Source organism: Rhodococcus qingshengii JCM 15477 (assembly GCF_023221595.1).
GTDB classification, from domain to species: domain Bacteria; phylum Actinomycetota; class Actinomycetes; order Mycobacteriales; family Mycobacteriaceae; genus Rhodococcus_F; species Rhodococcus_F qingshengii.
Map to the genome: position 1 here is coordinate 1,053,272 of NZ_CP096563.1, position 22,754 is coordinate 1,076,025.

Consider the following 22,754-nt stretch of genomic DNA (forward strand, 5'->3'; position numbering starts at 1 on the left):
GCTTGATGAAGGCGGAACGCGTCACAGTGGAAGGACCGTCGCGGGCGAGCGACGGTCCGGTTCGAAATATGATGGACAACAGGTCGATTCGTCGTACGACCACCGTTACGGTGGGGCTGCTCAGTACCATCTGGTTGATCGACATGGTGGATCGCGTCATGATCGGGCTTGCGCTTCCGATGATCGGCGACGAATTCTCGCTCAGCAGTACGCAGTTGGGTGGCGTGGTCTCGGTATTCGCGATCTTCTACATGCTCGGGCAGGTCCCCGGCGGAATGTTGGCCGACCGCTTCGGACCCAGGCCCCTGTTGATCGTTGCTTTGATCCTGTGGTCGGTGTTCACAGCGTTGACAGGGTTCGCGTGGGGTCTCGTCTCGCTGATGGTCATGCGTGCGATGTTCGGCATCAGCCAGGGGCTCTTTCCAGCGGCGTCGTTCAAGGCTTTGGCTGAGCGGACGCGTCCGAAAACCAGGGCGACCGCGATGGGTTTCATGCTCGGCGCCAACAACCTCGGCCCCGGCATCGCACCGCTGATCATCGCGCCGGTCCTCATGGCCGTGGGGTGGCGTGACGCGTTCTGGCTGGTGGCGATCGTCGGCGCAGTGATCGGCACGGTGGTGTGGTTGGTGCTGCCCGCACCGTTGGACACGGAAATCTCGGAAGATCCCGAGGCAGCCTTGCAACCTCTGGCGAGCGAGCACTCTCGCGCCGCCGTGTTCAAGTCCGCGTCGGTGTGGAAGTTCGCGATTCTGTTCTGCCTGGCCAACATGTCCGCGTACGGGCTGATGACCTGGGTGCCGAGTTATCTGCTCAACGACAAGGGACTCTCGCTGATCGACACGGGAATCTTTGCCGCAATCCCCTTCATCGTCACGGCGCTGGCCACGATTGTGGGCGGGCGGTTGGTGGACAAGTACTTCCACGACCGGGCCAGGATCCTTCTGGTTCCGTGTATGGCCACGTCGGCAGTCCTGTTGTTCCTGATGACCACCGCTGACACCGTCGCGATGTTCACGTTCTACGAGACGTTGGCTCTAGGCATCAGCGGTCTGTGTTCGATGTCGATCTTCGCGATGCCGTTGCGGGCACTTCCGGCCGAATTCCTCGGTTCCGGAATGGGTTTGATCAACGGTTGTGGTCAGTTCGCCGGTTTCATCACCCCGCTCGTGATGGGATGGATGGTGGACCAGTTCTCGTACATGGCTGCATTCGGAGTCCTGGTCGGAGCGACGAGCGCTGCCGCATTGGTGGCCATGATCGTTCCTCAGACCCCGGCGAAATTCTGACAAGGAGACCGAAGATGTCGGCAACGGACGGCACACGAAAGATCGAAGACGACGTCGTCACCGATTTTTCCGGGAAGATGAGTTACGGGGCCTACCTCGGACTCGATACCCTCCTGGATTCGCAGCACCCGGTGAGCGAGCCGGAACACCACGACGAACTCTTGTTCATCATTCAGCACCAGACCAGCGAGTTGTGGCTCAAGCTGTTTCTCCACGAGATTCGGGCGGCCAGAGCAGCGATCGCTGCCGACGACATTCGGGTTGCGTTCAAGCGGATCGCACGTGTCAAACACATTCAGGCCACCTTGACCGAGCAGTGGTCGGTGTTGGCGACACTGACGCCGGCGGAGTATGCGGAGTTCAGGGGCGTTCTCGGCAACTCATCGGGGTTCCAGTCGTACCAGTACCGCGCCGTGGAATTCGTGCTCGGAAACAAGAACGCGGGCATGCTGAAGGTGTTCGAATCGGATCCGTCCGCCCATCGATTGTTGGAGACCCTGCTCGGGGAGCCGACACTGTACGACGAGTTCTGGCGGTACCTGTCCAGGCAGGGGTACGACGTTCCGGCGTCGGCTCTCGAACGAGACGTCAGCGCGCCCTACGTGCGAAACGACGAACTGATTCCGCTGGTCAAAGCAATCTACGAGAACGTCGAACAGCACTGGACGGCGTACGAGGCGTTCGAGGAGTTGGTCGACCTCGAGGAGAGCTTTCAGCTGTGGCGGTTCCGGCACCTTCGGACCGTGCTGCGGGTGATCGGCATGAAGAAGGGGACCGGCGGTTCGAGTGGTGGTGCCGGCTTCCTGCAACGTGCGCTGGAGTTGAGCTTCTTTCCCGAGCTGTTTGCCGCCCGAACAGAGATCGGTACCTGACACACCTGCTTGATGACACCCAGCTGTTCGTGACACACGACGAATCCGAGCCCGAAGGACAGGAGTCTTGGACAAGATCCGACAGGGTCGCTTCGACCAAGCTTGACTGCGAAGTTGCAAGTCGGTGACAGGAGAGCGTCGGAGTGGACAAGAAATCAATGGTGGCAGACCTGGCGGCGTTGGTAACCGCCGAGTCGCCCAGTTCCGATCTCGGCGCAGTCGATGCATGTGCGGACGTGGTGGCCGAAATCGGCGAACGCCACCTCGGAAGCACCCCCGAACGTATCCGCATAGACGGGCGCCAGCACTTGCGTTGGTCGTTCGGCGCGGAGCCGAAGGTGATGCTCCTGGGCCATTTCGACACCGTCTGGCCGCTCGGAACGCTCGCGGAGTTGCCCTGGTCTGTCACCGACAACATCGCCACCGGACCCGGAGTCTTCGACATGAAGGCCGGCATCGTCCAGCTCTTCCACGCGCTCGCATCGCTTCCGTCGCTCGACGGGGTGGTCGTGCTCCTCAATTCCGACGAGGAAATCGGCTCCCCGACCTCGCGCGCACTGATCGAGGAGCAAGCACGTCAGGTCGACGCGGTGCTGGTCCTCGAAGCCGCAGCCGACGGCGCAGTGAAGACCGCGCGCAAGGGTATGTCGCTGTACTGCGTCGACATCGAGGGACGCGCTGCACACGCCGGACTGGAACCGGAACGAGGTGTGAACGCTGTAGTGGAGCTCGCACACCAGATTCAGGCCGTGGTGGAGCTCGCGGACCCGGCGGCGGGAACGTCGGTGGTTCCGTCCGTGATCAGTGGCGGCACGACCACCAATACTGTTGCAGCGCAAGCGCAACTGTGGTGTGACGTTCGCATGTGGTCGGCGAAGGAACAGGAACGCATCGACCGTTCGATCCGTGCACTGACACCGGCGCTGGCCGAAAGTCGAATTTCGGTGTCCGGAGGCCCCAACCGTGGACCACTGGAATCAGTGTCTTCGGAGAAGCTGTACTTTCTCGCTCACCAGGTCAGCAGTGAGAGCGGTTTGGGGATGCTGCGCGACTGCGCCGTCGGCGGTGCATCGGACGGAAATTTCACTGCCGCAGTAGGAACTCCCACGTTGGACGGCCTCGGTGCCGTCGGCGGTGGCGCCCACGCAGCGACAGAACACGTAGAGATAGATCAGATGATCCCGCGCGCCACCTTGTTGGCCGGTCTGGTGACTCGAATCCTGGAGGGAGGACTGTGACGATGACGTCGCCGAACAATGTCCAACGCAAGACCGTTCAACCATTCGGAGGTGTATCGCCTTCACGGATGCGGCAAGCAATCAGCCAGGCCGAGCAGGCCGCCCTGCTTGCATGTGTGACTATCGAAACCGTCACCGGGCATGCCGAGTTGGAACAGGTATTCGGTCTGTTCGAGAAGGTATGGCAGCCGGAGAGCGGTAACCCTCCCGTCCATCGGGACATGATGAAAGCGCTCGCACACTCCGGTAACTACGTCGCCGGCGCGTTTCGTGGTGGAGACTTGATCGGCGGCTCGGTTGCATTCTTCGAGGAACCGCAACATCGTTCTTTGCATTCACACATCACGGGGATCCTCCCGAACGTGCAGAACGGGCACATCGGCCTCGCGTTGAAACTGTTCCAGCGAGCGTGGGCACTGGAACGGGGAATTCTCCACGTGCGGTGGACTTTCGACCCGCTCGTCGCACGCAATGCCTACTTCAACGTCTCGAAACTCGGTGCGTTCCCGATCCAGTATCTGCCGCGTTTCTACGCGCCGATGAACGACAGTCTCAACGGCGGCGCAGACAGCGACCGATTGCTGATCGACTGGGAAATCGGTAGTAGCAAGGTTGCCGACGTCGTCGCCGGTTCGGGAGAAGTCCCGACTCCCGAGTCCTTGGGGGCGAGCGAACTGTTGTCGATCTCCGAAGCCGGCCTGCCCGTGTTGAAGTCGACCAAGAATCGATTCGTCACGGTGGCTACACCGAATGACGTGTACACACTGCGTAAGTCGGACCCGGCGGCGGCGAACGACTGGCGCCTGGCAGTCCGCGAGACTCTCGGTGGTGTGCTCGCCGAGAACGGAGTGGTTCTCGCAGTTACCAGAACCGGAAAGTACGTGCTGGACCGTGCGCCGGGAACACAGGCAGGCAGGACAACAGCGGAGGTTACATCGGAAAATCGACGGAGTTGAATTACGCCGGGCGGCAATGCCGTTGAAAGCGCCGTTCCGTACCTCGTTCGGCACCGAGACCACCAAGGACGTGTTGTTCGTCAAGGTAGTCACCTCGGAGTCGGAGGGCTGGGGCGAGTGCGTGGCGATGTCCGAGCCTCGCTACTGCTCCGAATACACGGACGGCGCCGCCGAAGTCCTTCGTAAGTTCCTGATTCCGTCTCTGGGTCAACTCACCGATCCCGACGTGCACGCACTGAGCGCGACGATGGAACAGTTCGCCGGGCACCCCATGGCCAAAGCGGCACTGGAAACCGCATTTCTCGACGCCGAGTTACGGGCTGCCGGGACGAGCATGTCTTCGTACCTGGGCGCGGTGGTCGATCGCGTACCCGCGGGTGTCTCGGTGGGTATCAAGAATTCGATCGATGAGCTGCTAGAGGAGGTAGGCGGGTTCCTCGATGCCGGATACCTGCGCATCAAACTGAAGATCGAACCGGGCTGGGACATCGAGCCGGTTCGCGCAGTCCGCGAGAGGTTCGGCGACGACGTACTCCTCCAGGTCGACGCGAACACCGCGTACACCCTGGCTGACGCCCGCCATCTCCAGCGGCTCGACGACTTCGACCTCCTGCTGATCGAGCAGCCGCTTCCCGAAGAGGAACTGCGCGGCCACGCCAGGCTGGCCGAGATGATGCGGACGCCGGTCTGCCTCGACGAGTCGATCACCTCCGCGAAGGTCACCGCCGACGCGCTGGCAATCGGTGCGTGCAGCGTGGTGAACATCAAACCGGGACGTGTGGGCGGTTATCTGGAATCGCGTCGTATCCACGACGTCTGCAAGGCCAACGGAATTGCCGTGTGGTGCGGCGGAATGCTCGAGACCGGAATCGGCAGGGCCGCCAACGTCGCGCTTGCCGCGCTCCCCGGATTTGTCCTACCAGGCGATACATCGGCTTCCGACCGGTACTTCGCCGAAGACATCACCGAGCCGTTCGTACTCGACAACGGTTACGTGAAGGTTCCGGAAGGACCGGGTATCGGCGTCGAACCGATCCCCGACCTGCTCGAAGCAATTACCACGTCGGTCGAATGGATCGGCATGGATCGGCTTTGACGAATCACTATGACACACTTCGTTCACCGGACGAAGGAGTGATAGACGTGGGCACCGTACGACCTCGCATCAGTTTGGTGCGGCTTCTCGAAGACGTGGGAACTACGGTGCTGAATCCGGTTGTCGGCGACCCGGAGGCGGTCCAGGAGATCGCCTCGGTGGTCATTCACGACCCCGACGACGACTCACCCTCGACACCGGACTCCATGGTGCTGCTCGTCGGCGTCACCGGAGGCGAACGTATCGCCGAGTCCGTGGCCGGCCTGGCCGAGCGCGGAGTACGCGTGGTGGTCGCGCGAGTGACCACCGAGGTCAGCGATGCGGACCGCGAATCCGTCATCGCCTCGGGCGTCGTGCTGTTGGCCTTGGCGCGTGGCGTCTCGTGGGTTCAGCTGACAAGCCTGCTTCATTCGGTGCTCTCGGCCCGAAACGAAGTCGGGCACATCCACTCACGCGGAGGCGGCCCGGCCGGCGATCTGTTCGCCTTCGCCAACGCTGTCAGCGCACTTCTCGATGCGCCGATCACGATCGAGGACCGCAGCTCACGGGTCATCGCCTTCTCCGGCCGCCAGGAAGAAGGAGACGGTCCACGTATCGCGACCGTTCTGGAGCGGCAAGTTCCTGACCAGTACATTCGAGTGCTCGAAGAGGCCGGGGTCTTCGACCGGCTCTATCGCAGCGACGATCCGGTGTGGGTCTCGGCCGAGACCCTCGGTACCAAAATGGGTCGTATCGCCGTGTCCATCAGAGCCGGCGACGAGTTCCTCGGCTCCATGTGGGTGGCAACCGGTGAGCCGATGTCCGACGACCGGATGCGTGCTCTGCGCGATTCTGCCGGGTTGATCGCGCTGCAGATGTTGCGGTTGCGCGGCGGTGCCGACGCCGAGCGCCGACTGCGCGCAGACCTGATCGCAACCCTTCTCGACGGTGGGTCAGGTGCGGTCGACGCGATGAATCGCCTCGGTCTCGGGACCGGCCCCGCACTCGTGATGGCTTTGGGTCGTAGGTCTTTCGAGGGATCGTCGAAGCCGGACGATGCCGCCCACGTGGTGCGACTGACCGACGCTCTGGCCATGCACCTCGGCGCCGTCCACTCGCAGTCGGCGGCAGCCTTGGTCAACGGAACCGGCTACGCGGTGCTGTCTGTACGAGGGCATTCCCCGGCCGAAGCCGAGTTGCAGGCGTTCCGTGTGGCCTCGGACTTCCTGGACCGCACCGGAGCGTCCGGCGACACGATCATCGGGATCGGCCGGGTCGTGACCAGACCGGCGCAGCTGAGCCGATCGAAGCGCGACGCCGAACATGCCCTCGAAGTGTTGTTGGCGGGACGAGCGTCGGGCAGCGTCGCCACCTTCAGTAGCGTCCACGTCGATGCCATCCTGTTGGAGATCGCGTCGGAAGCTGCAGCCGAAGGGTTCTCGGACCTCGGACCGATCGAGGCGATCGCCAGCCACGACGCCGCTCATGCGACCTCGTTCGTCGACACTCTCGATGCGTGGCTCAACGCGTTCGGTGATGTCGGTGACGCCGCGGCGTCATTGCACGTGCACCCCAACACCTTTCGGTATCGTCTCAGCAAGTTGAAGGGTATGGCCGCGTTGGATCTCGACGACCCCAACGTCCGCTTCCGGTTGATGGTGCATCTTCGTCTGCGCGGTCCACGCTAGCTCGAAAGCCGAAAAATGCGGGTCGCACTGATTTCTCAGCGCGACCCGCATTCTTTGTCAGTGGGTTCGGATCAGCTGTTGTTGCGAAGTGCTTCGACAGCGATGCGGCCGACGGTTCCGATGGAGGCGTCGATCTTCGGGGCGCGGTGGGTGAGCTCGTGGGACTTGGTGAAGACACCGACGGCGTAACGCTTGCCGTCCGGGTACGCCACGACGCCGGCTTCGTTTCGTACCAGTCCCAGCGTTCCGGTCTTGGCGGCGACAGTGACCTCGTCGGGGAAACCGGACGAAAGGCGGTGCGGCCAGACCTGCTTGCTCATGATGGTTCGGACCTCTTCACAAGCCGATGCGGGGCCGGCTTCATCCCTCCAGATTGCAGCCAGCAACATTGTGATCTCACGAGGAGTACTGGAATTGGAGCGGGCGGGATCCATGACGGAAATTGTCCGAAGAATTTCGATGGGGGGCATTTCCAGCAAGGTGCCCTTGTCGACGCCGAGGTCGTCGTAGACCGTCTTGAAGAGGCCTCGGCAGTCACGGACCAAGTTGGTCTTCTCCAAACCGAGCCCGCGCAGCGTTGCGACGATGTTGTCGAGTCCGAGACGCTCGTACAAGAAATCCGTGGCGGCGTTGTCGCTGAAGCTCATCATGAGCAGAGCGAGGTCTCGCCAGCTTGCAGTCACGTCGTCGGCGCAGCCGCCGATACCGATGCCGCCGGAGCGGAACTCGGCGGTCACCGTGGCGTGCTCGGTCGGATCAAGGGTGCCTGCCGCTACTTCACGGGCGTACTGAAGCACAACAGGAATCTTGAAAACGGAGGCGAGGATGACACCTTCGTCCGCGCCGTAGCCGAACTCTTCGCCGGAATCGATGTCGCGTGCGTGGACGTAGGCATCGGTCTTCGCTTCGGCGAGTACAGCAGCGATCTCCTGCTGTGCGCTCTCAACGTACGTGGCGGTTTCGGTCATTCGAGAAGCCCTTTCGTCGGTATCCATGTATCTGGGTTATTCGTGGATCTGACGATAGTGAGTCGACGACGGGGGGTCTTGTACGAATCGACGAAGGTTGGCGCACGGTTCGGTGCTGATACGCCGAATCATCCGGGCGTCGGGGTGTTCTCCGGATCAGGACGCATAAGTTTCGAGGCGACATCCGACCAGTTCGGCGACGTCGCTGCGTCGCTTGTCGGAGACCACGCCTGCCAACAGGAGGGTGAACAATTCGTCGATACGGTCGTTCAAATCGCTTCGTCTGGTGAGCACGTTCGAAACCAGTTGAACGCCGGTGAATGCCGAGATCACTACGCGACCCACCGATTCCGGCTCCACATCGTCGCGGATGTCGCCTTCGAGCTTCGCGGCCTCGGCCAGTTTTCGAAGCTCGCGGATCCACGCGACGTACGGGCCTTGCGAACCGTCGGCAGAGGCCAACTCGAGGGTAAGTCGGATTCCCGCACGAACAATAGGTTCTGCGACGAGTTGGCGGCCCATCTCGTGGCACACCATGACGAGCTGTTCCAGTGCCGGTGCGCCTGTGGCTGCAACTGCGGTGAAGGCACTGATCGAGATCTGGTGCTGTTCTTCGATCACCGCCTGAGCCAGTTCGTCTTTGGACGAGAAGTGAAAATAGACCGCGCCCTTGGTCATCTGCGCCGCGGACACGATGTCATTCATGCTCGTGCTGCCGTACCCCGTGACTTCGAACCGATCAGCAGCACCTTGAAGAATCTGTCGGCGACTGATCTTGGCACGTTCCTGCATTGCTCCCTTGTCCTCCGACTGTTAACACGTGAACCAGTTTTAGGGCCCTAGGTCCCGGACCAGCGACCCACGGTAGCAGCGAATCTCGTGCTCGCGCGACAGCGCGAAACGGACTGTTCGGTGTGCAATCGCAGGTCACGGTCGGTAGGAGCGACAAATGCGACCGCCGCAACCTCCGTTGGAGGCTGCGGCGGGGAGTCCAGTTATCGGCCAGCGAAATTCGGTCGAAGGTATGCGATCAACGAGTCGAGACAGTTGCCTCGAAGCCGAGGTCGCGTAGCGCCGACTTGAGTTTGGTCTGTGCCTCGTCGAGAGATTCGGGTGACGGCGAGGTGTCGGCGCCACTGATGTCGAAGTTCCCCATGTCGTATGCGGGGAAAACATGAACGTGAAGATGCGGAACTTCCAGACCTGCGATGAGGAGACCCGCCCGAGGCGCGTCGAACGCCTTCCGCACGGCTTGGCCGAGGTTGCGGGCAACAGCGGTGACCTTGGCAAAGAGTTCAGGATCCACGTCCTGCCACTGATCGACCTCGGCTCGCGGAACCACAAGCACGTGGCCCTGCGTTACCGGCGCGATGGTCAAGAACGCGACGACGTCCTCGTCCTCCCACACGAAACGTCCTGGTAGATCCCCGTTGATGATGGCACTGAAGACTGAAGGCATACCCCGAGATTAGCCCGCGTCCGGTTGCCAGGAAACTCCCAGGCTGGACGCAGGTTCGTCGGAGCCGGCCCGACAAATCTAGGACGCATGACGACAGAAGCCATGCAGACCGCGGGCAGCACGGACGCAGAGGAGGTCTCCGCGACGACTGTAGTGCTGGACGTGGTCGTCCCGGTATACAACGAAGAGGCAGGCCTCGAGACGTGCGTGCGGCGCCTGCGCCGGCATTTACGCACGCAGGTGCCATTCTCTGCACGAATTACCATCGCGGACAACGCCAGTGTCGACGGCACGTTGGCACTCGCACGTTCCCTCGCCGAAGAATTCGACGACGTCCGGGTCGTCCACCTGGATGCGAAGGGTCGTGGTCGAGCACTGCGGCAGGTATGGAGCGACTCCGATGCCGACGTGGTCGCGTACATGGACGTCGACCTCTCGACCGACCTCAACGCCCTGATGCCGTTGATTGCTCCGTTGCTCTCCGGACACTCGGACATCGCCATCGGTTCCCGGCTGGCACGATCGTCCCGCGTGGTGCGCGGCCCCAAGCGTGAGTTCATCTCACGTAGCTACAACCTCATCCTCCGAAGCGCACTGCATGCTCGCTTCTCCGACGCCCAGTGCGGATTCAAAGCCATGCGCGTCGATGTTGCACGGCAACTACTTCCGCTGGTGGAGGACACCGGGTGGTTCTTCGATACCGAATTGCTGGTGCTGGCCGAGCGAGCGGGCATGCGGATTCACGAGGTCCCTGTCGACTGGGTGGACGACCCGGACAGTCGGGTGGACATCATTGCCACGGCAGTTGCCGACCTCAAAGGTGTGGTCCGTGTCGGGCGAGCACTGTCTACCGGTTCCCTTCCATTGGCCGAGCTCAGGGCAAGTTTCGGACGTGAACCGTTGGTTCCCGGAGTTCCACGAGGAATGGTCGGGCAGCTCTCACGCTTTGCCGTGGTGGGAGTCATTTCGACGCTCGCGTACGCGCTGCTCTACCTCGCTCTGCACTCGATCATGGGTGCGCAGTGGGCCAACGCCGTCGCATTGCTGGTGACCGCGGTATTCAACACCGCCGCCAACCGGGCCTTCACCTTCGGGATCCGAGGGTCGGAAGGATCCGCTCGTCACCAGATGCAGGGACTGCTCGTGTTCGGGTTCGGTCTACTGCTCACCAGCGGATCATTGTTCGTGCTCGACGTCATGGCGCCCGATGCTTCCAAGCACGTGGAGCTTGCCGTACTCGTCATCGCCAATCTTGTTGCCACAGTCAGTCGATTCATCGCACTGCGCTGGGTGTTTCGCACCGCACAATCCGTAGGAGCCAATCGATGACCGCCACTGCAGAGACACTCGCCGCGCCGCTGCCAGCGCCGGAACCGCAACGTCAGGTGCGCTGGGAACCGTGGGCGCTGGGAGTGTTGTTAGTGGGCACCGGAGTTGCCTACATCTGGGGCCTGGGCGCGTCCGGATGGGCCAACTCGTTCTATGCCGCTGCGGTACAGGCAGGTTCGGTGTCGTGGAAGGCTTTCTTCTTCGGCTCCTCGGACGCTGCAAACTCGATCACCGTCGACAAGCCGCCCATGTCCCTGTGGTTGATGTCGCTGTCGGTTCGCATCTTCGGACTCAATTCCTGGGCGATGTTGGTGCCGCAGGCACTCCTCGGGGTCGGATCGGTTGCACTGTTGTGGGGAACGGTTCGACGGTATTTCGGTGCGGCCGCCGGCCTCCTCGCGGGCCTGGTACTTGCGCTCACACCCGTAGCGGCGCTGATGTTCCGGTTCAACAACCCGGATGCTCTGCTGGTGCTCCTGATGATCGCAGCAGTGTGGGCGATGATGCGCGCCGTGCAGGACGGCCGCACCCGCTGGCTCGTGTTGGTCGGTATCTTCTGCGGATTCGGTTTCCTGACAAAGCAATTACAGGTCATGCTGGTAGTTCCACCGCTGGCGCTCACCTATCTGATCGCCGGACCGCCGAAACTGGGTAAGCGCGTACTCCAACTGTTCGCGGCACTGGGCGGACTGATCGTCTCCGCCGGATGGTGGTTGGCAATCGTCGAACTGTGGCCGGCCGACTCGCGTCCGTGGATCGGTGGTTCACAGAACAATTCGATTCTCGAACTGACGCTCGGCTACAACGGGCTCGGGCGCTTGAGCGGCAACGAGACCGGAAGCGTCGGCGGCGGAATGCGCGGTGCTGGTGATGCCGCGGCCGGCGCTGCTGCGGGCGGTTTCCCAGGTATGGGCGAGGCCGCGGGTGGTATGGCCGGGGGAGGTATGGCACCAGGTGGTGCGGCCGGCGGTGGTATGTGGGGGAGTACCGGTATTACCCGACTGTTCGAATCGGCCCAGGGCGGACAGATCGCCTGGTTGATTCCTGCTGCGCTGATACTTCTGGTGGCTGGAATCGTGCTGCGAGGCAGGGCACCCCGCGCTGATACACAGCGCGCGTCATTCATCGTCTGGGGACTGTGGCTGTTGGTGACCGGACTGACCTTCAGTTTCATGGCGGGAATCTTCCACGCCTACTACACCGTTGCGCTTGCGCCGGCGATCGCCGCGCTGATCGGTTCAGGATCGGTAGTGGCGTGGCGTCATCGTGACGTCCTCTGGGTTCGCATCATTCTGGCGGTGTCCTTGGCCGCAACCGTCGCGATGGCGTGGGTACTGCTCGGACGCTCGCCTTCGTTCGTACCGTGGCTTCGCTGGACCATTCTGGTGGTCGGCATCGTCAGCGCCGTGGCAGTGCTGATGCCGGCAGTGACGCGAGGTCGATTGGCTGTGGGAGTGATTCTCGCAGCGATCTTCACCGGTCTGGCAGGTCCGACTGCATACGCGATCGACACGATCAACACTCCGCATACCGGTTCCATAGTTTCGGCCGGACCGAGCGTCGAAGGTGGAATGGGCGGGCCCGGCGGTGGCCGCGGAGGCTTCGGTGGATTCGGTGGCACGGCTGATGGCGGTAACCGTCGGACTGACGGGGCTGGGACCGGAATGCCGGGCACGCCCCCTGTAGGAATGGGTCAGATGCCCGGTGGTGCAACAGTTCCGGGCGGTACCACGCCGACCACCGACGGGACGCGAGGCGCAATGGGAGGCGGTGCCGGTGGTCTACTGCAGGGCAGCACGCCGGGAGCCGCTGTTGTGTCCACTCTCGAAGAGAACTCCGACCAGTTCACTTGGGTAGCCGCGGCAATCGGGTCCAACAGCGCATCGGGATATCAGCTTGCGACGCAGTCACCGGTCATGGCTATCGGAGGGTTCAACGGGAGCGATCCGTCGCCGACGCTCGCGCAGTTCCAGCAGTACGTGGCAGAGGGCAAGATTCACTTCTTCATCGCCGGCGGTGGGATGGGTGGCGGTATGAACGCCGAAGGCACCGCTACCGCCATCTCGACGTGGGTGACCGAAAACTTCACCGCCACAACGGTGGACGGAGTAACCCTCTACGACTTGACGGTTGCAGGCTGACCAACAGGAACGCACGCCAGGTCCGCATCGGAGGTGCTTCCTCCGATGCGGACCTGGCGTGAAGTTGTATGCCTGAGGTTCGTCCTCAGGTTTTGAAGGTGGTGTTCGCCGGCCGCGGGTGCTGCTGCGGGTCGATCGAGGGTGGCGGGATGAACCACGGTTTGTTGTCGACACCGATTCGGATCACCCATTTCCCGACGAACCCGGCTTTTCGGTGCATCAACCGATGATGTGAACGGCACAGCAGCACCAGGTTGTTCATCACCGTCGGGCCACCGTTCGCCCAGTGCCGGATATGGTGCGCATCCGTCCAGGCGGGTACGCACGTGCAGCCGGGGAACGCGCAGCCTCTGTCGCGGGCAATCAACGCAGTCCGTTGTTCGGCGGTGACCAACCTCTTCCCTGGTTTCGCATCGAGCGGCGCGCCGTGATCGTCGAGCAGAACGGTGGAGAGGAAACAATCACACCCGAGAAGCCTGGTCTGCGATACGGACAGCGGGCCCAGCCAGGGCATGTGCCCGACATCAAGATCAGACACAGCCACTCCACCATCAGCCATGGAGGGTGTTGCGGCGCAGTCCCGATGCTCCGCCAGATCCCGAGCAGCGATGTGCACATTCACGTGCGGACGCTGACCACCATCGATTCCGGTCTTGGCGCAATCGAGATAGCGGCGGATCAGTTCGGTGAACCCGTCCGCCGTGCGCTTCGCCGTCGACCGAGCATCCGGGGTTCCATCGGGTGCCGGGGTGGGCATCGTCAGATTCGACAACGCCGACAGCAGCATTTCCCCGGTCAGGGCGTCGAAATCGCCGCGCACCACCACCCGACCGTTCAATGTCGACGCGATCCGCAACTCATTGAGATCGACATCCTCGGCGGGCGGGATCTCATCCGATTCGAACAACCGCTCCAGGGTCGCGATCACGTTCCGCACTTTCGTCGTCGTCGCCTCCACACCCGACGCAGCAGCCAACAACAAATCGATGCACTTCGGTAATGCCTCCTCCGGCATGCCTTTCGGCGGTGACTCGCAGAACGCCACGATCAACACGGCATGATCGAAGGAGCAATCCCCACCATCGAACCGAGCCGCCACCGCCGGAAACGGCCGCAACGCCGCACCCAACGCGGCGATCTTCTTCCCGTCCCGAACCTGCAGCATCGTGTTGGCCGCCAACCACGCACCCACTCCGCGGCTGGCAATCACCTGATCATCGGAACGCAACGACAAACCGTCCACCACCGCCACCCGCAGAGCCTCGAGACGCAGAATCTCCGCACTCGCCTCGACAGCAGCGGTACGCAACTCAGAAGCAGACAACTGCCACAGGCGTCCGCGTAACCCCACCGCAGAACCAGACACCACGTCCGACAACAAGACACTCATTGAATCCCCCGATCCCCTGCCCAAATCATACTCGAACATACGTTCGGGTCAAGGGTCGATTTCGCAGGGGCTAAGCGCTGATACTGTCGAGGTCGTGGACCACGTCGCAGCAGGCGCCGAGTAATTCGCGATCATGGCTGATGAGTAATACACCGACGCCGGTTTCGGCGGCGCGACTCTCGATCAACCGAATGAGCGCTGCCGTCGTGGCGGCGTCGAGCATCGCCGTCGCCTCGTCACAGATGAGGTATTTCGGTTGTTGCGCCAGCGATCTCGCCAGGCAGGCGCGCTGTAGTTGGCCGTCGCTCACCTGGTGTGGTCTGCGCGACAAGAGATCGGGAGTGAGGCCCACTTCTGCTGCCAGCGCGGCCACATCGATTGACCTACTGGCAATGTCACCGGGTTGGCCGATGATCGAGGCGAGCGTCTGCCGAGGGTCGGTCGATGCGCGAGGTGACTGAAACAGCATGGACACCGTGCCGCGTAGTGCCGCGGGTACCGAGAATTTGGTACCCACAACGGGTGATCCGTCGATCCGCACTTCGCCTGACCACGGTGCATCCAGCGAAGCGAGAATCCTTGCAAGTGTTGATTTTCCGGTGCCCGAAGGCCCGGTCAGGCCGATCAGCTTTCCCGACGGAATCTCGAGCGAGACGTTCTCGAGAACTGGCCGGTTGCGACGGTAACCGCTGGTGATTCCCAGAGCTTGCAGACTCATGTCAGCCCACCTTCCGCAGCGTTCGGTACGTGCGGTCACCCAATGTGACGAGTTCGGTCGGGCCACCGGATTGTTTCGACTCCGGGCGTCGTAGGTGATAGACGCACTCCTTGGGGAGATCGGTGAGTTGCGGTGGCGATCCCGGCATGGGAGTCAAACCTCTGGAAGGTAAGGCGCCGAGAAGGTCTCGGGTGTAATCGTGAAGCGGATCTTTGAACACCAGCGCGGCCGGACCGGTCTCCATGATGCGTGATGCGTACATGACGGCAAGTCGATCAGCGACACCGCTGCGGGTGAGGGATGCCAGGTCATGGGTGATGAGCAGGACCGCCGCTCCGGCGTCCGCGCACTCTCGAAGTAATCCCATGACGTGGTCGGTGAGTTCGCGGTCGAGGTTGGCGGTGGGTTCGTCTGCGACGATCACCGACGGATTCCCGGCCAGCGCACCGGCAATGGCCACGCGTTGCGCCATGCCGCCCGACAGTTCGTGCGGGTAGCAGTCCAGGGCCGACGGTTCGAGTCCGACGCGAAGTGCCAAGGCATCGCAAGTGTGATCGCTGCCGAGTGCGTCGATCGTCTCCTGTAGCTGCGATCGCGCAGTGCGGACGGGGGTGAGATGTGTTGCGGCGGATTGTGGAACGAGAGCCACGTGCCGCCCACGGAACGCGGCGCCGGAGAAGACGTCGATCTCGAGGTCCGGTGTTCCGACGGTGACCGTTCCGGTTCGAGAAGCATTCGGCGGCAACATGTTCATGACCGAGGTGGCGATGATCGACTTGCCACACCCCGATTCCCCGACAAGTGCGGTCACCGTGCCAGCTTGAACGTCGAGGTCGATGTCGCTCGCAGCGTGAACTACCGATCCTCCGAGTAGAGGGATCCTGACGGTGAGAGATTCGATGCGCAGGCCGTGGTTCACAGTCGCAACTCCGAAGGTCGAGGGGGCGTGAGCATCGACCGCAGGGCCGAACCGGCGACGGCAACTGCGACGGTGGCGATCACGAGAACTGCGGCGGGGAATACCAGCGTCCACCAACCGCCGAGGAGCAGAGAACCGCGTGCCTCTTCGAGAAGCGTCCCGAGACTGGGCTTGTGCGGGGGAAGGCCGAATCCCAGGAAGGACAACGTCGATTCGTGCCAGACGGCGTGGGGCAGCAGGAGAACGACTGCGATCAAAGCCTGTGGCGCCGTCGCCGGCACGAGGTGGCGCATGATCACGTGACGTCGACTGGCTCCCGCGAGAATGGCGGCGTCGATGTAGGGACGGTCGCGCAGACTCAAGATCTCGGAGCGGATGATCCGGGCCACTTGGGTCCAGTGGGTCAGTGCGATCGAAAGCACGATGGCGGCAATGCTTCCACGGAACATCGCGACGATGACGATGCCGAGCAACAGGTGGGGGAGTGCGTTGACGGCATCGGTGCCGCGCATGACGAACCTGTCCACCCAGCCGCCGACCAGTCCGGCCGTAGTGCCAACGGCGACGCCGATCACCGTGGCGAGCAGCGCGCAGGCGAGTGCGATCAGAAGTGAGGTTCTGATGCCTGCAGCTATGCGCACGAATAGATCTCGGCCCGCCGAGTCAGTTCCGAACGGGTGATCGAACGACGGAGCCAGGCGAGCCGCCGAGAAGTCTGTGACTCGGTCGTCGACGTCGGCCAACCATGGGACCAACGCCGCGTACAGCGCCACGAGGATCAGCACGCCGACGGCGATCTTGAAGCGTCGTTCAGCCATCGGTACTCACTCTCGGGTCGAGTACTGCAACGAGGACGTCGGCAATCAGTGAGCCGAGCATGACCGTCAATGTCGTACCGACGGTGAGGAACGCGAGCAGTGCCATGTCGAGGTCACGGGCTGACGAGACGATGGCGCCGGCGATCCCTGGCCAACTGAAGACCTCTTCCACCAGCACTGCCCCGACTATCAGCTCGGGCAGTCGCACGCCGACGATGTTCACGAAAGGCGCCAGTGAGGTCGGCAGTATGTGGCGTTTCGTGATGGTCGGCGTCGGGATTCCGCGTGCTACGGCGCCCGCGACAAATCCCTCACTTTTCGAACCCACGACGGATTCTCGGACCGCGAGTAGGAGCCACGGCATCTGCGAGATGGAGAGGACCGTCACCGGTAGGACCAAGTGCCGGATCACCTGTCCCGGTGTGGGATCGGCACCCCCGTCGGTCAACCCGGCGACCGGGAGCCAGCCGAGAGTCAACGCGAAGAGCGCGATGGCACCCAGCGACAAGACAAACGGCGGAAGTCCTTGGACCACGACGCTCAGCCCGGACACGGTCTTGTCCAAGAATCCTCCACTGCGGATTCCGGCGAGAACACCGAGTGTCAGCGAGGCGAGAATCGCGATGAGGAGTGAGATACCGACCAGCAGCAGGGTCCATGGCAGACGCTCGGAGATAACTTGGGAAACAGGCTGATTGAACGATCTGGAGATCCCGAGATCACCGGTGAACACGCCCTGGAGCCAATTCCAGTACGTGCTGTACCAGGGGTTGTCGAAACCCATCTGATCGGCGATCAACGCTTTGTCCGCGTCGCTGGTCGTCATGTATCGCGTGCCCAGGTAGCCGACAAGTGGATCGAACGGTGAGATCGCGGCGGCGGCAAAGAGTCCCGCGGACACCACGGCGATCACCGGCACGATGAACAACGCCCGCCGACCGACCATCGTGAGGATGGCCTTTCGGCGGGAGTTGCCACGGTGGTCGAGCGATTGCCTCGCGTCTACCCGAACGTCGACCGCTGTCATTGCCCTCTGGCCCACGTCTGCAGTGACCACCACGGGCCCCAGGTCACACCGTGTGAGTGTGGCTCGAGTACAGGTCCGGACATCTGCCAGTCGGAATCCTTCGAAACGTACGTATGGTCGAGGAATACGAGGATGACAAATCCGGGATCCTCGACGTACGCCTGCTGCACGTCGCGATACGCGGCGTCACGCGTTGCCTGATCCAGGCTGCGGCGTCCTACTTCCAAGCCTGCGTCGACTGCTGGATTGGAGTAGTCGCTGGCGTTGTCGTAGATGCTGCCGACCCCGGGCGCTATGTACTTCGAGTTCAGCGCGTCGTACGCCTGCGTGTCTGGATCGAAAGGTTCGTCTCCACCACCGAGAAGCGTCGAATCCTGGTTGATTCGAGGGTCTATGCGGTCCCAGGAGAGCGCTTCGAGATCCACCTCGATGCCGACAGCGAGAGCATCGGAGGCAAATGCCTGAGCGAGATCACGTCGAACGGTGTCGACGGAGTTGTACATGATCGTGAACTGCGCCCGCTGACCGTCTTTCGAACGGATTCCGTCGGAACCTTCGATCCAGCCCGCTTCGGTGAGAATTCGCTCGGCCTCGGCCGGGTCGTAGGCGAAGGTTGCGTTCGGGTTGTACGAATCGCCGTAGACCTCGGGGATCGGGGTGGCGGCGACGCGGCCGTGTCCGCCCAGGACGTTGTCGATCATCGACTGGCGATCGGCGGCGAGGTTGAGCGCCATCCGTACGGCTTTGTCGCCTGCCACGGGATTGTTCGTCGGAAGTGAGAGACCGCGCCAGTCCGCTGACTGATGGGCAGTCACCGACATGTTGTCTTTGCCCGAGAACGTATTGGCAAGCAGTGGAGGGAGATTGGTTCCGTCGATCTCGCCGGATACCATACGTTGGGCGCGGGTGTTGTCGTCCGGAACGTAGAGGAGAGTGAGCTTCTTGATCTCCGGTGCACCGTCCCAGTAGTTCTCGTTCGCCTCGAAGACCGCTCGATCCGGTGAGAGATCGACGAGTGTGTACGGACCCGTACCGACAGGTGCGGTGTTCAACGGCGATTCGGCGGCCAGTCCGGGTGTCGCGAGGGATTCCGACGGGACCATGCCGATCAGCATCTTCGTCAGCAGGGGCGCATACGAGTAGGCGAGACGAAACTCGACTGTGCTGTCGTCGACGGCCACGACGTCGCTGATCATGTCGTACGACGACCGCGCTTCGGAGGCGGAAGCCGGATCGAGGATCGCCTTGTACGTGGCAACCACGTCGTCGGCGTCGAAGGTCGACCCGTCGGAGAAGGTGACGCCGTCACGTAGCTTGACCGTCCAGACTGTCGCGTCGGCATTGGCAGTGGGCATCTCCGCGGCCAGAGACGGCTCGAATCCCGGCATGCCGGTCCCTCCGGTGAGCCGGACGAGGCCGTCGTACATCTTGGCCTCACCGGCAGCGCCGAAGCCTGCGACCGGGTTGTAGCCGCCCAGCTCGTAGCCGTCGGCCAAGACCAGGCCGTCGTTGTTGCCCGAGGAGTCGGTGCCAGTCGGGCTACTGCACGACGTGATCAGAAGTGCGCCGATTGCGGCGGTTGCGGTGAGCGTCAGAACGCCTGGTTTGTGGAGTTTCACGGGTGTCCTTTCCTTGGTGGACAGGTGTACGAAAACATCTGTTCACCTATTCAGGTATTCATATGATCTCATCTCGAAACGGATATTTCGCACAAAGGCCGAACGCTGGGACCTTGGCCCCGCCAGTGGCACTCCGAGAGCCCTGTTATCGCAGGCCGTAGTCTGTTCACCGTGCGCGTACTAGTAATCGGCTCCGGAGCCCGTGAACATGCCCTCCTTCTCTCTCTTGCTCGCGATCCAGGTGTCACGGCCCTGATCTGCGCGCCTGGCAATGCCGGGATCGCAAAAATCGCCGAGCAGCACCCCATCGACGTCGCTTCGGGTGACGCGGTTACCGCGCTGGCCCAGAAGGTCGAAGCCGACCTCGTCGTCATCGGACCCGAGGTTCCGCTGGTCCTCGGTGTCGCAGACGCGGTGCGCGCAGCAGGTATCGCCTGCTTCGGGCCTTCGGCCGACGCCGCCCGCATCGAGGGATCGAAGGCTTTCGCCAAGGACGTGATGGCTGTCGCCGGCGTCAAGACCGCTCACAGCGAGATCGTCGACAATCCGGCCAAGCTCGACGAAGCACTCGACCGCTTCGGTCCCAACTGGGTGGTCAAGGACGACGGACTGGCCGCGGGTAAGGGCGTAGTCGTCACGACGGATCGTCTCGCCGCGCGCGATCATGCCGCAGAACTGCTCGAGACCGGACACCCGGTTCTCCTCGAGTCCTTCCTCGACGGTCCGGAAGTTTCGCTCTTCTGCCTCGTCGACGGCGACACCGTGATCCCGCTGCTCCCGGCTCAGGACCACAAGCGAGTAGGCGACGGAGACTCCGGACCCAACACCGGCGGCATGGGCGCGTACACCCCATTGCCGTGGCTGCCCGACGAGATGGTCATGCAGATCGTCGACGACGTCGTCAAGCCTGTCGCTGCCGAGTTGGTCGCGCGCGGTAGCAGTTTCTCCGGCCTTCTCTACGCCGGTCTGGCGATCGGTGTCGACGGCCCGGCCGTCGTCGAATTCAACTGCCGGTTCGGTGACCCCGAAACTCAGGCCGTGCTTGCTCTCCTCGAAACGCCGCTGGGCGGTCTACTCAATGCGGCCTCGACCGGAACACTCGATTCGGTCGGTCCGTTGCAGTGGCGCGACGGTTCCGCTGTCACGGTCGTGATTGCCGCGGAGAACTACCCGTCAACCCCACGCACCGGCGACGTGATCACCGGAGCCGACGCCGACGGAGTCCTGCACGCCGGTACCAAGAAGCGTGAAGACGGTGCCGTCGTCTCGGCCGGCGGGCGTGTGCTGAGTGTTGTCGGAGTGGGCAAGGATCTGACCGAAGCTCGCGACGACGCCTACGCAAAGATCGCCGACGTCAAGCTTCCCGGCGGTCATTTCCGCAAGGACATCGGGCTCGGCGCCGTCGAAGGTCGCATCTCAATTCCCTGACTCGTTCTTTCGGAGGGCCGGTGAACTTTCTGTTCATCGGCCCTTTTCATGGAAAATCAACGGTTCCTCGAAGTTACCCACGAGTATGGACTTCTCGTTCGGTTTCTCCCGGTATATCTCAGCGCGGGGGTCACGGAAAGAGAAGGGCACACTTGAGCATTCGCGCTGGATCCAACGAACGGCACGCACGTACCAATTCCACGCTCTCGCGTAGAAACTTCTTGGCAGCAACAGGATTAGCTGTGGGGGCCGCCGCACTCTCGTCCTCGTGGACCACGGCGGCCGCTGCGCCCAGACGAGCATTGAACGACGGTGACCGTGTCCCCGCGCTCGTGATCGGCAGTGGATACGGCGGTGCCGTTGCGGCACTTCGCCTGACACAGGCCGGTATCGACACGCACATGGTCGAGATGGGGAAGTCGTGGACCACACCAGGGTCCGACGGCAAGATCTTCTGCCCGATGCTCTCGCCCGACGGTCGGTCCTTCTGGCTCAGAGACCGTACAGTTCAACCGGTTTCACACTTCTCCGGCGGCTCGGTGGACAAGAACATCAGCCGCTACGTCGGTGTTCTCGACGCCGAGGACTTCGGCGGGATCAAGGTCTACCAGGGCCGAGGGGTCGGCGGTGGGTCGCTGGTCAACGGCGGTATGGCCGTCACACCCAAGCGTAACTACTTCGAAGAGATCCTGCCCGGTGTCGATTCCAACGAGATGTACTCGACGTATTTCCCGCGCGCGAACGCTGCGCTCGGAGTCAACAACATCGACCCGGCCTGGTTCGAATCGACCGAGTACTACAAGTTCGCGCGGACGGGGCGAAAGACCGCTGAGAGATCCGGTTACACAACAACGTTCGTGCCGAATGTCTACGACTTCAACTACATGAAGCAGGAAGCTGCCGGCCAGGTCACCAAGTCTGCTCTGGTCAGTGAGGTCATCTACGGCAACAATGCCGGAAAGAAATCTCTGGACAAGACGTACCTCGCTGCGGCATCCGCCACCGGCAAGCTCACCATTTCAGCTCTGCACGTCGTGACCTCGGTTGCCCCGGCCGCGACCGGCGGTGGCTATCAAGTGGTGATGAACCAGATCAACGAGCAGGGCAATACCGTCGGCACCAAGACAGTGACGGCGGACAAGGTCTTCTTCGCGGCCGGCAGTATCGGGACCAGCAAGCTCCTGGTCGCGATGAAAGCGCAAGGGCAGCTGGCGAATTTGCCGGGTGCAGTTGGACAGGAATGGGGTCACAACGGCAACGTGATGGTGGGCCGCGCCAATCACATGTGGGACGCCACCGGTGCGAAGCAGTCCGCGATCCCCGTGATGGGTATCGACAACTGGGCCGACACATCCGCTCCCGTCTTTGCGGAAATCGCACCCTTCCCGGCCGGTACCGAACTGTGGGTCAGCCTGTACTTGGCGATTGCCAAGAATCCGCAACGTGCTCAGTTCCAATTCAACTCGGCAACAGGCAAAGTCGGATTGAACTGGCAGCGCTCGCAGAACCAGCCGTCGATCGACATGGCGAAGAAGCTCTTCGACAAGATCAACAAGAAGGAAGGCACGATCTACCGGACCGACCTCTTCGGCCCGACGCAGACGTGGGGCGATCAGTTGACGTACCACCCCCTCGGCGGTTGTGTGCTCGGCAAGGCGACCGACGGCTACGGTCGTCTGCCGGAGTACCCGGGTCTGTACGTCATGGACGGATCCCTCGTACCGGGCAATGTGGGAGTCAATCCGTTCGTCACCATCACCGCTCTGGCCGAACGGAATATCGAGAACATCATTGCGAACGACATGAACTAGGGCGGTAACTCG

Annotated in this window: 19 protein-coding genes; 10 read left to right on the forward strand and 9 right to left on the reverse strand. The window is 62.4% G+C overall.

The window, feature by feature from the left end:
- Positions 1-5 precede the first annotated feature (5 nt).
- From M0639_RS04800 to M0639_RS04825, 6 genes are all read left to right on the forward strand, one after another.
- A complete protein-coding gene (locus M0639_RS04800; protein ID WP_037132270.1) occupies positions 6-1,286 on the forward strand; it encodes an MFS transporter in 1,281 nt (426 codons plus the stop codon).
- 14 nt (positions 1,287-1,300) lie between these two features.
- Positions 1,301-2,158: a tryptophan 2,3-dioxygenase gene (locus M0639_RS04805; RefSeq protein WP_003945883.1), complete on the forward strand. Its 858-nt coding sequence runs from the start codon at positions 1,301-1,303 to the stop codon at positions 2,156-2,158.
- A 143-nt stretch (positions 2,159-2,301) separates the two neighbouring features.
- The gene (locus tag M0639_RS04810; protein WP_003945833.1) at positions 2,302-3,396 is read left to right on the forward strand and encodes a M20 family metallopeptidase; all 1,095 of its coding nucleotides are present in this window, start codon (positions 2,302-2,304) and stop codon (positions 3,394-3,396) included.
- Positions 3,397-3,398: 2 nt separating this feature from the next.
- Positions 3,399-4,352: a GNAT family N-acetyltransferase gene (locus M0639_RS04815; RefSeq protein WP_231914998.1), complete on the forward strand. Its 954-nt coding sequence runs from the start codon at positions 3,399-3,401 to the stop codon at positions 4,350-4,352.
- 16 nt (positions 4,353-4,368) lie between these two features.
- The gene (gene menC / locus M0639_RS04820) at positions 4,369-5,448 is read left to right on the forward strand and encodes an o-succinylbenzoate synthase (protein WP_064074150.1); all 1,080 of its coding nucleotides are present in this window, start codon (positions 4,369-4,371) and stop codon (positions 5,446-5,448) included.
- 47 nt (positions 5,449-5,495) lie between these two features.
- Complete coding sequence (locus M0639_RS04825) at positions 5,496-7,115, forward strand: PucR family transcriptional regulator (protein WP_003945928.1); 1,620 nt, start codon at positions 5,496-5,498, stop codon at positions 7,113-7,115.
- Between the two features lie 71 nt (positions 7,116-7,186).
- On the opposite strand, the gene M0639_RS04830 is transcribed toward M0639_RS04825, so the two are convergent.
- The 3 genes from M0639_RS04830 to M0639_RS04840 all read right to left on the reverse strand — a co-directional run bounded on the left by M0639_RS04830 (position 7,187) and on the right by M0639_RS04840 (position 9,542).
- Positions 7,187-8,083 carry a serine hydrolase gene (locus tag M0639_RS04830; RefSeq protein WP_007734380.1) on the reverse strand — a complete coding sequence of 299 codons (897 nt, stop codon included), beginning with the start codon at positions 8,081-8,083 and terminating at the stop codon, positions 7,187-7,189.
- A gap of 156 nt (positions 8,084-8,239) precedes the next feature.
- Positions 8,240-8,875, reverse strand: a complete 636-nt coding sequence (locus tag M0639_RS04835; protein WP_064074149.1) for a ScbR family autoregulator-binding transcription factor — start codon at positions 8,873-8,875, stop codon at positions 8,240-8,242.
- Positions 8,876-9,113: 238 nt separating this feature from the next.
- Positions 9,114-9,542, reverse strand: a complete 429-nt coding sequence (locus M0639_RS04840) for an HIT family protein (protein ID WP_064074148.1) — start codon at positions 9,540-9,542, stop codon at positions 9,114-9,116.
- Positions 9,543-9,629: 87 nt separating this feature from the next.
- On the opposite strand from M0639_RS04840, the gene M0639_RS04845 reads away from it, so the two are divergent.
- Positions 9,630-10,871: a bifunctional glycosyltransferase family 2/GtrA family protein gene (locus tag M0639_RS04845; RefSeq protein WP_007734387.1), complete on the forward strand. Its 1,242-nt coding sequence runs from the start codon at positions 9,630-9,632 to the stop codon at positions 10,869-10,871.
- The gene (locus M0639_RS04850) at positions 10,868-13,012 is read left to right on the forward strand and encodes an ArnT family glycosyltransferase (protein WP_064074147.1); all 2,145 of its coding nucleotides are present in this window, start codon (positions 10,868-10,870) and stop codon (positions 13,010-13,012) included. Before M0639_RS04845 ends, M0639_RS04850 begins: the two co-directional genes overlap by 4 nt.
- Before the next feature lie 85 nt (positions 13,013-13,097).
- Here M0639_RS04850 and M0639_RS04855 read toward each other — a convergent pair whose 3' ends face one another.
- The 6 genes from M0639_RS04855 to M0639_RS04880 all read right to left on the reverse strand — a co-directional run bounded on the left by M0639_RS04855 (position 13,098) and on the right by M0639_RS04880 (position 19,503).
- The gene (locus M0639_RS04855) at positions 13,098-14,402 is read right to left on the reverse strand and encodes an HNH endonuclease signature motif containing protein (RefSeq protein WP_064074146.1); all 1,305 of its coding nucleotides are present in this window, start codon (positions 14,400-14,402) and stop codon (positions 13,098-13,100) included.
- Between the two features lie 70 nt (positions 14,403-14,472).
- Positions 14,473-15,120, reverse strand: a complete 648-nt coding sequence (locus M0639_RS04860; protein WP_003945821.1) for an ABC transporter ATP-binding protein — start codon at positions 15,118-15,120, stop codon at positions 14,473-14,475.
- Position 15,121: 1 nt separating this feature from the next.
- Entirely contained in the window at positions 15,122-16,039 is a 918-nt protein-coding gene (locus M0639_RS04865) for an oligopeptide/dipeptide ABC transporter ATP-binding protein (RefSeq protein WP_058039177.1), read from the reverse strand.
- Positions 16,036-16,857 carry an ABC transporter permease gene (locus M0639_RS04870; protein WP_058039176.1) on the reverse strand — a complete coding sequence of 274 codons (822 nt, stop codon included), beginning with the start codon at positions 16,855-16,857 and terminating at the stop codon, positions 16,036-16,038. Before M0639_RS04870 ends, M0639_RS04865 begins: the two co-directional genes overlap by 4 nt.
- Positions 16,850-17,884 carry an ABC transporter permease gene (locus M0639_RS04875; protein ID WP_007734398.1) on the reverse strand — a complete coding sequence of 345 codons (1,035 nt, stop codon included), beginning with the start codon at positions 17,882-17,884 and terminating at the stop codon, positions 16,850-16,852. Before M0639_RS04875 ends, M0639_RS04870 begins: the two co-directional genes overlap by 8 nt.
- Positions 17,881-19,503: an ABC transporter substrate-binding protein gene (locus tag M0639_RS04880; protein ID WP_058039175.1), complete on the reverse strand. Its 1,623-nt coding sequence runs from the start codon at positions 19,501-19,503 to the stop codon at positions 17,881-17,883. The genes M0639_RS04875 and M0639_RS04880 overlap by 4 nt, the downstream gene beginning before the upstream one ends.
- Positions 19,504-19,674: 171 nt before the next feature.
- On the opposite strand from M0639_RS04880, the gene purD reads away from it, so the two are divergent.
- Together purD and M0639_RS04890 are read left to right on the forward strand one after the other, a co-directional pair.
- Positions 19,675-20,931 (forward strand): phosphoribosylamine--glycine ligase, encoded by a 1,257-nt coding sequence (gene purD / locus M0639_RS04885; RefSeq protein WP_064074145.1) that lies wholly within the window; start codon positions 19,675-19,677, stop codon positions 20,929-20,931.
- A gap of 152 nt (positions 20,932-21,083) precedes the next feature.
- The gene (locus M0639_RS04890; RefSeq protein WP_039973389.1) at positions 21,084-22,742 is read left to right on the forward strand and encodes a GMC oxidoreductase; all 1,659 of its coding nucleotides are present in this window, start codon (positions 21,084-21,086) and stop codon (positions 22,740-22,742) included.
- Positions 22,743-22,754 lie beyond the last annotated feature (12 nt).

What these genes read in the sequence shown, in the direction of transcription:
- M0639_RS04830 (WP_007734380.1), bottom strand. Translation starts at nt 8,083, where the DNA reads ATGACCGAAACCGCCACGTACGTTGAGAGCGCACAGCAGGAGATCGCT.
- M0639_RS04800 (WP_037132270.1), top strand. Translation starts at nt 6, where the DNA reads ATGAAGGCGGAACGCGTCACAGTGGAAGGACCGTCGCGGGCGAGCGAC.
- M0639_RS04855 (WP_064074146.1), bottom strand. Translation starts at nt 14,402, where the DNA reads ATGAGTGTCTTGTTGTCGGACGTGGTGTCTGGTTCTGCGGTGGGGTTA.
- M0639_RS04815 (WP_231914998.1), top strand. Translation starts at nt 3,399, where the DNA reads ATGACGTCGCCGAACAATGTCCAACGCAAGACCGTTCAACCATTCGGA.
- M0639_RS04875 (WP_007734398.1), bottom strand. Translation starts at nt 17,884, where the DNA reads ATGACAGCGGTCGACGTTCGGGTAGACGCGAGGCAATCGCTCGACCAC.
- M0639_RS04835 (WP_064074149.1), bottom strand. Translation starts at nt 8,875, where the DNA reads ATGCAGGAACGTGCCAAGATCAGTCGCCGACAGATTCTTCAAGGTGCT.
- M0639_RS04860 (WP_003945821.1), bottom strand. Translation starts at nt 15,120, where the DNA reads ATGAGTCTGCAAGCTCTGGGAATCACCAGCGGTTACCGTCGCAACCGG.
- M0639_RS04850 (WP_064074147.1), top strand. Translation starts at nt 10,868, where the DNA reads ATGACCGCCACTGCAGAGACACTCGCCGCGCCGCTGCCAGCGCCGGAA.
- M0639_RS04805 (WP_003945883.1), top strand. Translation starts at nt 1,301, where the DNA reads ATGTCGGCAACGGACGGCACACGAAAGATCGAAGACGACGTCGTCACC.
- M0639_RS04870 (WP_058039176.1), bottom strand. Translation starts at nt 16,857, where the DNA reads ATGGCTGAACGACGCTTCAAGATCGCCGTCGGCGTGCTGATCCTCGTG.
- M0639_RS04840 (WP_064074148.1), bottom strand. Translation starts at nt 9,542, where the DNA reads ATGCCTTCAGTCTTCAGTGCCATCATCAACGGGGATCTACCAGGACGT.
- menC (WP_064074150.1), top strand. Translation starts at nt 4,369, where the DNA reads ATGCCGTTGAAAGCGCCGTTCCGTACCTCGTTCGGCACCGAGACCACC.
- M0639_RS04845 (WP_007734387.1), top strand. Translation starts at nt 9,630, where the DNA reads ATGACGACAGAAGCCATGCAGACCGCGGGCAGCACGGACGCAGAGGAG.